The sequence below is a fragment of the Acidobacteriota bacterium genome, from assembly GCA_009861545.1.
GTDB lineage: Bacteria > Acidobacteriota > Vicinamibacteria > Vicinamibacterales > UBA8438 > WTFV01.
This window is the reverse complement of the sequence record VXME01000022.1, coordinates 81,601-92,391: the sequence shown is the minus strand read 5'-3', so window position 1 is coordinate 92,391 and position 10,791 is coordinate 81,601. Positions and strand designations below refer to the sequence as shown.

Sequence of the window (10,791 nt, the reverse complement as noted above, 5' to 3'; positions counted from 1 at the left end):
AGCGACGTGCCGCAAATGCCGCCTGACGCTCATCTCACAATGATGTCGTGCACCCGACCTTCTTGGATTCCCGCCAGTGTCGACGTCGACGTGGCCCCTTGCAGGCCCAGTGTCGAACGGGCCGCGGACGTCAATCGGACATCCGGGCGTCGGCACGCCCGGTTCGCCATCGAATCCGCGGCGAGCCGACGTGCCCGAGGGCTTCAGAAGTACCAGGTCAACGAGAGGTAGCCCGTGACGCCCGCAAGGCCGTAGATCGACGGCAGGGGTTGCCCCGGCAGGTAGTCGCTGGCTCCCGTGCCGGTGAACACGCCGCCCGCGAGCGACGCCTCGTTGCTCAGCGAGTAGGAGAAGCCGGGAAAGACGAGCGCGCTGCGATCGTTGAGGTTCCAGATCGCGGTGCCGGTGACGCTCCAGAGCGGATGTATCTGGTACGCCGTGGTGACGGCCACCTCGTCCCGGCCGAAAACCTGGTACTCGCCCCGGCGGAACTCGCGGGACTGCAACACGGCGAGCAACTCGTCGGGTCCATCCGCACCGCGGCCGTCGCGCTGGTACTCCGCAAGGATGGTGAGATCCCGGTCGGCGACCTGGAACAGCCGGAAGGTCCCGATGGATGCCCGTCCCACCACGGTCCCGTGGTAGTCGCGGATGACCGCCTCGAAATTGACGGCCCACGGCCCGATGCCGCCCGACGCGCCCACCGCGCCGGTCGGGTCGCCGTAGAGCGTGCCGCCCCACACCGACAGGCCCCAGTTCTTCCAGGTGGCGAAGCCGCGCGCGAGCGCGGTGACCTCCTCCCCCACATCGGTGCGGCTCGGGCGAAAGACGATGTCGATCTCGGACAGCGCGCTCGGGTAGATCCGCAGGCGCGCCGCGTCGACGCCCGCCCGGAACACCTGGAACGGGTCGGTGGGGCTGAAGGCCGGGAAGGGATCCGCCGGCGTGAAGATCTGGGTCGTGCCCCACGAGATCGCCTGCCGCCCGACGCTCAGCTCCATCGCCTCGGTCGGCGCCCAGGCCACGTTGAGCCGGTCGAAGCGATGGCGCCACAGCATGTGCTTCTGGTCGTGGCGCGAGATCGTGCCTTGCAGATCGAACCACTCGCCGCCGCTCTGGATGTCGACCAGCCCGCCGAGTCCGAGGCTCAGCGGCGCGGCGTTCTGCTGGAACGTGACGGCGTGCTCGTACGCCGCCTCGAAGAACAACGGACCGAGCGCTTGTTCGGTGGACAGTCGGAAGCGGTTGAAGTTGCTGGCGTTGCTCTCGGACAGGGCCGTCGAGCCGCTGAGAAGCGGCACCGTCAGCACGTAGCCGGTGAGCCAGCTCGACTGCGCCGCGGCCGGCGCTGCGCCGGCCACCAGCAGCCCGACGGCGAGCAGGCCGGCTACGAAGACGGTACCGGCGCCGAACCGGCTGGTCACGCGCGGGTCTCGTCGGAGTCGATGTTCCCGTCCACCATGCGCACGAGCCGCCGCGAGCGCTCCATGACCCGGAGGTCGTGGGTCGCGAAGACGAAGGTCACGCCGAGGTCGCGGTTCAGCTCGGCCATGACGTCGAGCAGCGCCTCGCTGGAATGCGAGTCGAGGTTGGCGGTCGGCTCGTCGGCCAGCACCAGGGCCGGCCGGCTCGCCACGGCGCGCACCACCGCCACCCGCTGTTGCTGCCCGCCGGAGAGCTTCCCCGGCCGCCGGTCCTCGAGCCCCTCCATGCCGGTCCGCGCGAACAGCTCCCGCACCCGCGCGCGTCGCTCCGCGGCGTCCACCCCCTGGAGCAGCATCGGGAACTCGGCGTTCTCCAGGGCGGTCAGCACCGGCAGCAGGTTGTAGGCCTGGAAGACGAAGCCGACCTGCTCGAGCCGGAGCTGCGCCAGCTCGCGGTTCGACATCTCGCTCACTTCGCGTCCGGCCACCCAGACCTGCCCGCGGGTCGGCCTGGTGAGGCCACCGATCAGGTTGAGGAGGGTCGTCTTGCCCGATCCGGACGGTCCGGCGAGCGCGGTGAACTCGCCTCGCTCCACGGTCAGGCTGACGTCCTGAACCGCCCGGACCTCCTCGGCCTCCTGCTGGAAGATCTTCCAGACCCCCGCGGTCCGGACGGCGGCGTTGTTGGCATCGGTCATGGGGCTCATGGATGGTCTGAGGAAGGTCCGAGCGGGATCGAAACGCTCCGGCCGATTCAGCGGTCGAACTTCATCGCCTCGGTCACGTCGATTCTCGACGCGCGCAACGCCGGGTAGATCGACGCCATGGCGCCGACGAAGAGGATGAACACCAGGACCTGGACGATGCGCCGCGCGGTGAACAGCGGCACGATGAGCGGGTCGACGGCGACCCCCGAGAAGGTCATCTCGTCCATGTTCTCCATCATCGCGGTGAGATCCAGGCCGTCACCGAGGAAATACCACGTGCCCAGGAGGCCGAGGCCAACGCCCAGGAACCCGCTGATCGCCGTCAGCGTGAACCCCTCGATCAGCACGACCGCGCCGGTCTGCCCCGGCGTCAACCCGAGCGCCTGCAGCACGCCGAACTCGCGATGCCGATGCATTACCGACATGAGCACGGTGTTGACGATGCCGAAGGCGATGATGGTGAACAGGAACGCCTGGACGAGGTAGTTGCCGAAGTCGTCGATGGCCACCGCCGCGGCGAGTGCCGGGTCCGCCTCGCGCCACCGCATCACCCGCGCCTCGCCGCGCGCGACCGGGTCGGCCAGCAAGCGCTCGAGCCGGTCGGCGACGCGTCCGGTGGCCGCGCTGCCGTTCAGCAGGACCCCGACGTTGGTGACGTCCTGTTGCGATCCGAGCCACTCGCCGGCGGTGGTGAGCGGAATGTGCATCAGCGTACGGTCGACCTCCGGGACGCCGCTGCTGAAGATGCCGACCACGCGAAGCAACTGACCCGCAATCTCGCCCTCGGCGTCCTGCGCCTGCACGACCAGCCGCGAGCCGAGGCGCAGCTCGAGACTCTCGACCATCTCGGCGCCGACGAACGCGGCCAGCCGATCCTCCGGCTCCAGGTACCGTCCCTCGACCACCCGCTCGTCCAGCATCCCGAACTTCGATTCCGCAACCGGGTCGACCGCCATGATCTGCGCGGGACGGGCCCCGGCGGCCGAGCTGGACAGGCCGTTGATGCTGAGCTTCGACGACGTCGCGACGACGTACGGGGCGAGCTCGGGCGACGCGAACGCCTCCTCGACCGTGCGCCGCACTTCGCCGGACAGGCGGTCGTCGATGCGGCGGCGCACGCGGAACTCGGGCCGTTCGACCGTGACGTGCCCGGTGCCCAGCCGCACCCCCGAGTCGATCCACTGCTCGTGGCTCCCGTCGGCGAACGCGAGCGAGAAGATCAGCAGCCCGCCGCCGATGACCATGGCCGACGCGGTCAGCAGCGTCCGCCGCAGTTGCCGGCGCAGGTTGCGCATCGCGAGCACGACGAGAACCCCTGCGTGCATCTTCGATGTGGTCCTAGAGTCCGGACAGCGTGTCGGCCGGCGGAATGCGGGCGGCGCGGGCCGCCGGATAGAGTGCCGACAGCAGCGCCGTGACCAGGAGCCCGACCGACGCCCAGGTCCAGGCCGGCACGTTGTAGCCGACGCGCAGGGTCGGCGTGAGGAGCGCACCCTGCAACGTGACGTTCCCGTAGAGCCACTCCAGGCTGGGCGGCGCGTTGGACAACCACACCATCAGCGGAAACGTGACCGCCGCGCTGCCTGCGAGACTGACGGCGCCGATGGCCAGTGCTTCCGACACCACGATGCCCATGACGGCCCGCGGCGTGGATCCGAGCGCGAGCATGACCGCGAACTCGCGCCGGCGCTCGAAGGTGGCCATCAGCATCGTGTTGGCGATGCCGAAGGCGGCCACCGCAAAGACGATGACGATGATGATCCAGTAGAAGGACTGCGCCAGGGCGACGTACTCGGCCAGCACAGGGTTCAGCTCCGCCCAGGAGGCGACGACGATCGGCCGCGCCGGCACGTCGAGCACGCCGGACAGGCGCCCCGCTGCTTCGGTGGCCAGGTCGGGCTGGGCCGTCGCGACCGCGATCTCGTGGATCCGATCCGGCGCGAGCACCACGAACTCCTGCAGGTCGCCGATCGGCATCACGACGGTCGAGGCGTCGAACTCGACCAGCCCGGTCCGGTAGATGCCCGCCACGGTGTACAGATCGTTCGCCATCGACCCGTCCGCGCCGGACCCCACCAGGACGAGCTCGTCGCCGACGCCGACCGAGAGCTGCCGGCCCATCTCCTCGCCGATGACCAGCTCGTAGCGACCCGCCACCGGCAGCGCGCCTTCGACCAGCGGGTCGAGGAAGCGGGTCAGCGCCACCTCGCGCTCGGGGTCGACTCCCAGGAACATCCCCGCCGACGTCGCCTCGCCGGAGCTGACCAGCCCGCCCGCGTAGACGCGGGGGGCCGCCGCGACGACCGCCTCGTCCGCGTCGATGGCGCGCAACAGCGCCCCCACGTCAGCGCCCTCGCGGCCGCCGATGGTGTCGTACAGGCTCCTGTCCGGCCGGTACTCGGCGTCGTGGATCTCGATCTGCCCCGTGACGAGCGAGGTCGCGTTCTCGACCAGCTCGGCCATGATCCCCTCGGACCACCCGACGACGAACACGCAGGCGAAGTAGCCGACCCCGAGCCCCAGCGAGGTCAGCACGGTGCGCTTGCGGTTCCGGCCGAGGTTGCGCCAGCCTATGCGCGGCCAGGGCGACTCCTTCACCGACGCCGGCCCCGCCCGCCCTGCAGGTTGCGAAGGGAGAAAAACGAGGAGTCGACGTCGATGTCGAACTCGATCTCCTCGTAGCGCATCGTGGTCCGCTCGCCCGGCTTGTCGGCCGGGTACATGTCCATCACCGCGGGCAGCAGGCGCCCGCCCATCTCGGTGAACGCGCTGTGCTCCATCGTGCGGGCGAGCTCGCCGTCCTCGTCGTAGAACTTCGTCCACAACGGCATGTAGTCGCCCTGCCGGATGCGGTACTCGATGCTCCCCCAGACCACCGGGACCTCCGGCTTCGGCCTGAGAATGAAGTCCCACACCGCGACGCCGTCAGCGTCGCCTTCGAAGGCGATCTCGACGTCGTAGTCCTCGATGAGCCGGCTGTCCTTCACGAGATCGTCGTTCGTGAAGTGCGAGCCCATCCACGACCCGCCCATCATCGACGCCGGAATCTTGATCGACCGGTCGACCTTGGGCAGGTAGTTCCAGATGTCGTCCTCGGCCTTCAGCGTCGCCGTGCCCGCCTCCCGCCGCGGAGCCTCCACGCGCACCAGGCTGTAGTCGGTGCCGAGCGACCAGACCTCCATCGTCATGCTGCGGTCCCAGTTCTCGGTCACGACCTCCATCGTGAAGGTGCCGTGACTCGAGTCGCCCCGCAGCATGCGGTCGACGCGATCGATGATCTCGAGCGGATCGGTCTGAGCGACGGCGGGAACCGGCGCCTGGGCGGCGACGGCGGCGACAACGGCGAGTGCTGCGACGAACGTCCGCGATCCGGACATGCTCACCCCCAAGGATCAAGCAAGTGTACAGCGATACCGCCACGGCAGCACACGGCCGCGAGGAGCGTGGCTCATCCGGCCTGCAGTAGCGCGGGTGACGGTCCGGCGGGCGGTTGCGGTGAGCGCCGGTTACGGCCGTCGCGCGGCGCCGCAAAACCGCTATCCTACCCTTCGCCATGAGTACAGCCCCTGCCCCGTTGCTTCCCGACGACGAGTTCAACCGGCGGCTCGCCGCCAACGTCCATCCGCCGGAGTGGGAGAACCCGACGTCGGACGGGCGTTACAACCTGGTCGTGATCGGCGCCGGCACGGCCGGGCTCGTGACCGCCGCGGTCGCCGCCGGCATCGGTGCGAAGGTGGCGCTGATCGAGCGGCACCTGATGGGCGGCGACTGCCTGAACGTCGGTTGCGTACCGTCGAAGGGAATCATCCGCGCGGCGCGCGTGTGGGCGTCCGCACGGGACGGGGCCGAGTTCGGTCTGACGTTCCCGGGCGGCGTCGAGCGGGACTTCGGGGCCGCGATGGCCCGCATGCGCCGGCTCCGCGCGGCGATCAGCCGCGTCGACTCGGCCGAACGGTTCAAGGGGCTCGGCGTGGACGTCTTCATCGGCGAGGGCCGCTTCACGGGCCGCGACACCGTGCGGGTGGGCGACGCCACGCTGCGCTTCGCGCGGGCCGCGGTCTGCACCGGCGCGCGCGCCACCGCCCTGCCGATTCCCGGCCTCGGGGAGACGGGTTTCCTGACCAACGAGACGGTCTTCTCGCTGACGTCGCTGCCGCGGCGCCTCGCCGTCATCGGCGCCGGTCCCATCGGTTGCGAGCTCGCCCAGGCCTTCGCCCGCTTCGGCAGTGAAGTGACGGTGTTCGAGCTGACCCCGCATATCCTGCCCCGAGAGGATCCGGACGCCGCGGCGGTGGTGCAGGCGCGGATGGAGCGCGACGGGGTGCGCTTTGCCTTCGACACCACGATCGACGGCGTGGAGCCCGTCACCGGGGACGACCCGGACGGGAGCGGGAAACGGATCCGCTACACCACCGCCGGCGAGGCCCGCGAGGCGACCGTGGACGAGATCCTCGTCGGTGTCGGCCGGGCCCCGAACGTGGAAGGACTCGGGCTGGAAGAGGCGGGGGTTTCGTACGACCGATCCGGCGTACAGGTCGACGCCTACCTGCGGACCGGCAACCCGCGCATCTATGCGGCGGGCGACATCTGCTCGCCGTTCAAGTTCACGCACGCGGCGGACGCGATGGCGCAGATCGTGATCCAGAACGCGCTGTTCCCGCATCCCTTCGGCCTCGGGATGGCGTCAACCGAATCGCTGAACATCCCCTGGTGCACCTACACGGAGCCCGAGATAGCGCATGTCGGGATGTACGAGGCCGACGCCCGCAAGAAGGGCATCGACGTGGAGACGTTCACGCAGCCGCTCGCCGACGTCGACCGCGCCGTGCTCGACGGCGAGGACGCCGGCTTCGCCCGGGTCCACGTCCGCAAGGGAACGGACAGGATCCTGGGGGCGACGATCGTCGCGGCGGACGCCGGCAACCTGATCACCGAAGTCAGCGTCGCCATGAAGGCGGGCGTCGGGCTCGGCACCATCGGGGCGACGATCCACCCCTACCCGACGCAGGCCGAGGCGCTGCGCAAGGCGGCGAACCAGATGCGCAAGGCGCGCTTCAGCGACCGGCAGAAGGCCATCCTGAGCCGCCTGTTCGCGTGGCGGCGGTGAGCCCTTCGCATCGCCAGGTCGGCGGACACGGTGCTACCATTCACCGCATGACACACATGCTTCAGGCGTTGACGGTCGCCGCCGCCGTCGTGCTATTGGCGCACGTACCGGCGTCGGCCCAGGAGCGGGAGCCGATCGACGTCGCGTCGCTCGGCCCGCAGGTGGGCGAGAAGATTCCGGATTTCGCCCTCCCCGACCAGTACGGCCGCGTCCGGACGCTCGACACCATCCTGGGCGAGCGGGGCGCGATGCTGGTCTTCCACCGCTCGGCCGACTGGTGACCGTACTGCAAAGCGCAGCTCGTGGAGCTGCAGGAACGTCTCGGTGAGCTTCGGGCGCAGGGACTCGGCGTCGCCGCCATCAGCTACGACTCGCAGGAAGTGCTGGCCGCCTTCGCGGAGCGCAAGGGCGTTGCGGACGTACCGCTGCTCTCGGATGACGACTCGGCCGCGATCCGGGCCTTCGGCATCTACAACCACGTCGCCGAGGAGGGGATCGGGCCCAACCGGGACGACGCCGACGTCAAGGCCGACGTCGCGCAGTACGTCTCGGTCTTCGGGGCCAACCCGATGATCGTCGGCACCCCGTTCCCGGGCACCTTCGTGGTCGACCGCGAGGGACGCGTCACGTCGCGCTTCTTCGAGGAGTTCTACCGCGAGCGCAACACCGCGGCGAACATCATGCTGAAGCTCGGCACGCCGCTCTCGGGCATCTCCGGCTCTTCGGGCGAGACGGCGCACCTGGAGATCTCCGCATCGCAGAGCAATCCCGACATCACCGTCGGCAGCCGCTTCCACCTCGCGCTGGACATCGCGCCCAAGGCCAACATGCACGTCTACGCGCCGGGCGCCGCCGAGATGGGCTACCGCGTGATCGGCCTGCACCTGGACATGCCGAGCTTCCTGCGAGCGCCGGCGGCAGAGTATCCGGCGTCGGAGATCTACCACTTCGAGCCGCTCGACGAGCGCGTGCCGGTGTACCAGCGGCCGTTCCGGCTCGTGCAGGAAATCGTGGTGGAGGGCGACCCCGAGTCGACGGCCCGCCTCGCCGAGATCGACGCCCTGACGCTGACCGGCCGCCTCGACTATCAGGCGTGCGACGACAAGGTCTGCTTCAACCCCGAGTCGGTTCCGCTCACCTGGACGCTCGCCGTGCAGCCGCTCGACCGGACGCGCGCGCTGCAGCAGTAGACGTTTCGCCGGCGGGCGGCAGAGGTCCGTCACCCCGCTCGTCCGACTTCGTGCGACAAACTGCGCCCGGCCTCTTCTACGAGGCCGGCGCCATCCCCGCTTTTCGGCCGGCGTAGCAGACCCCTGCACGCCCGCCTCGAAACAGGGTGTACGTGACCGGCACCACCCGGTGCTGACGACAGCAGCCACCGGGAGGAGCGGGGCCAAACGTTGATGACCGCAAGGCGATGTATGGTGAGTACCTCATGCAGCGCACGCAGATTCCGCCGCAGCGCGTCCTGATTCCGCCGCAGCGCGTCCTGAGCAGGGCGGACCGCATACGCTTGGCCAAGCGTACCGCGGGCGCATGGAAAGGATTCCCAGAGACCGGCGCGGAGTACGTGGAGCGCATCCGCGGTGCGATGCGACTGTCGCGAATGAGGGAGCGCCAACGACCCTCAAGGCAATCTGAATGATCCGCCGCTTCACCATCGAGGGCTTCAAGCGCTTCGAGCAGAAAACCGTCATCGACCTCGACGACGTGACCGTGCTGGTCGGCGCCAACAACAGCGGCAAGTCGACGATCCTGCACGCGCTCACCCTGTTCCAGTACTGCGTGGAGACGACCCGCAGGGCGAACGGCAACGGTCGCGAACCGAAGCAGCTCGCTCTGGCCCGTCGGTCCGTGAGTCCCGACGAGTTCGGTGTCCTGCCGGTGGCCGATCCCGGGGATCTCTGGCCGAACGGGCGCGTGCGCACCAAGGGACAGTGGAATGCGCTGTCGTTGCGTGCGGAATTCGACAGCGGGGCGACGATCGGCTTTCAGCTCCAGATGCTCTACAACCGCTTCAGCATCGTCCCGAGCGTCACGGGCGACTGGCGCAAGGCTGTCGACGGACGGGAGATCCGGCTCATTCCCATCTTCTCGGGCTTTCTCCCGCGCGAGGAGTACCTCACTCTGCCGGCCCGCCGGGACCGGCTGCGTCTCCAGCGCCATGGCGAAATGGTGCGGAACCTGTTGTGGGATCTGCGAGAGCACGCCGGCGGGCGCTGGAGCACGCTCCAGGAGCTCCTGAAGGAGTTGTTCCCGGAGAGCTCGGTCTCCGTGGCATTCGACCTCGAAGTGGACCGGTTCCTGAACGCCACGTACCGCGACCGCGTGCTGACACGGGAACGGGACGTCATGACCGCGGGCTCAGGCTTCCATCAGGCGCTGCAAATCCTGGCGTCCGTGCTCGCACCCGGAGCGGGAACGGTATTGTTGGACGAGCCGGACGCCCACATGCACGCCCGACTGCAGGACCGGCTCATGCGAATCCTGGCCCGACTGGGGAGCGAGGAGCGGGTGCAGTTCATCCTGGCGACCCATTCGCCCCAGCTTCTGAACGCGGCGCCCGAGGGAGCCGTCCGCATCTGCATGGACGGCCGTGTCGCCGCATTGCGCGTCGAGCCCGATCAGCTCCGACTTCTCGAGGAGCTGGGCGCCATGGATCGCATGGAGATCGTCCCGCTGCTGACGAGTCGAGCCGTGGTATTCGTCGAGAACAAGCGCGATAGGAACCTGCTGCAGCAGTTCGCGCGGAAGCACTGGGGCGAGAAGAAACAGCAGGACATCTGGCGTGGACTGACGTTTCTGTACACGTATCGGAGTCCGGTCGACGCTGGCGTGCTCGATCTGGGCCGGCAGGTCCGCGACCTCCTGAACAGCCCCGACATCGCGTCGGGACGACCCGTTCGCATGCTGGCAATCGGAGACCGGGACTATCGCACCGATGCGTCGCGCCGCACCGTGCTACGAACCCATGCCGGCCGGGCGAAGACCGACGCGTACCAGCTCGACTTCAAGCTTCTGCTGTGGGACGCGAACGAGATTGAGAACTACCTGCTGGACCGCACGGCAATCCTGACCGTGCTCGACCGCCAGGCCGACGAGCGACAGCTCGGCACGGTATGGAAACAGCAGCGGCAGGCGTTCGTGGCGGAACTCGATCGGCTTCTGGACGCCCAGCGCGAGCACGTTCGGCAGTCCGTAGCGACGCGCATCCAGCAGGAGGACAGAAGGCTCGCGTTGAAGACTGCGCTCGACCGGGCCGACCAGTTCCTGAACGCTCGGTGGAAGGACCCCGAACGGTGGTGTGACGCGAAAGCCGTCCTCGGCGATCTTCGTACGTGGCTTCAGTCCCGCGGACTCGCCCTGCGGATCGCGGAGCGAGACATCATTCGCGACATGGCCGCCGTTCCCGCAGACATCAGGAAGGCCCTCCGTGCCTTGCACACGCTCAGCCGTGCACCCGGGCGCACCGGTCGCGCGAGCCGCAACTGACGGAGTCGTGCTCACGTCGACCCATGTCCCGGGGAAGGGCCGGTAGAAGACTTCAAAGAGC

At 68.9% G+C, this 10,791-nt stretch carries 9 protein-coding genes; 4 read left to right on the top strand and 5 right to left on the bottom strand.

Annotation, left to right across the window (positions count from 1 at the left end):
- Positions 1-203: 203 nt before the first annotated feature.
- Genes F4X11_03495 through F4X11_03475 form a run of 5 tightly spaced genes read right to left on the bottom strand, consistent with a single transcriptional unit; the run spans position 204 to position 5,514 of the window.
- On the bottom strand, positions 204-1,424 hold the full coding sequence (locus F4X11_03495) for a hypothetical protein (GenBank protein MYN64079.1): 1,221 nt from the start codon (positions 1,422-1,424) through the stop codon (positions 204-206).
- Positions 1,421-2,122: an ABC transporter ATP-binding protein gene (locus F4X11_03490; GenBank protein MYN64078.1), complete on the bottom strand. Its 702-nt coding sequence runs from the start codon at positions 2,120-2,122 to the stop codon at positions 1,421-1,423. The genes F4X11_03495 and F4X11_03490 overlap by 4 nt, the downstream gene beginning before the upstream one ends.
- Before the next feature lie 56 nt (positions 2,123-2,178).
- Entirely contained in the window at positions 2,179-3,456 is a 1,278-nt protein-coding gene (locus F4X11_03485) for an ABC transporter permease (GenBank protein MYN64077.1), read from the bottom strand.
- A 13-nt stretch (positions 3,457-3,469) separates the two neighbouring features.
- Complete coding sequence (locus F4X11_03480) at positions 3,470-4,729, bottom strand: ABC transporter permease (GenBank protein ID MYN64076.1); 1,260 nt, start codon at positions 4,727-4,729, stop codon at positions 3,470-3,472.
- A complete protein-coding gene (locus F4X11_03475) occupies positions 4,726-5,514 on the bottom strand; it encodes an outer membrane lipoprotein-sorting protein (GenBank protein MYN64075.1) in 789 nt (262 codons plus the stop codon). Before F4X11_03475 ends, F4X11_03480 begins: the two co-directional genes overlap by 4 nt.
- Positions 5,515-5,684: 170 nt before the next feature.
- Between F4X11_03475 and F4X11_03470 the strand changes: the two genes are divergently transcribed.
- The 4 genes from F4X11_03470 (at position 5,685) to F4X11_03455 (ending at position 10,730) form a co-directional block, all read left to right on the top strand.
- Entirely contained in the window at positions 5,685-7,238 is a 1,554-nt protein-coding gene (locus F4X11_03470) for a mercuric reductase (GenBank protein ID MYN64074.1), read from the top strand.
- Positions 7,239-7,285: 47 nt separating this feature from the next.
- Positions 7,286-7,519 (top strand): hypothetical protein, encoded by a 234-nt coding sequence (locus F4X11_03465; GenBank protein ID MYN64073.1) that lies wholly within the window; start codon positions 7,286-7,288, stop codon positions 7,517-7,519.
- A gap of 21 nt (positions 7,520-7,540) precedes the next feature.
- Positions 7,541-8,428, top strand: coding sequence for a redoxin domain-containing protein (locus tag F4X11_03460; protein MYN64072.1), 888 nt, complete (start codon positions 7,541-7,543; stop codon positions 8,426-8,428).
- A gap of 451 nt (positions 8,429-8,879) precedes the next feature.
- Positions 8,880-10,730 carry an AAA family ATPase gene (locus F4X11_03455; GenBank protein MYN64071.1) on the top strand — a complete coding sequence of 617 codons (1,851 nt, stop codon included), beginning with the start codon at positions 8,880-8,882 and terminating at the stop codon, positions 10,728-10,730.
- Positions 10,731-10,791 lie beyond the last annotated feature (61 nt).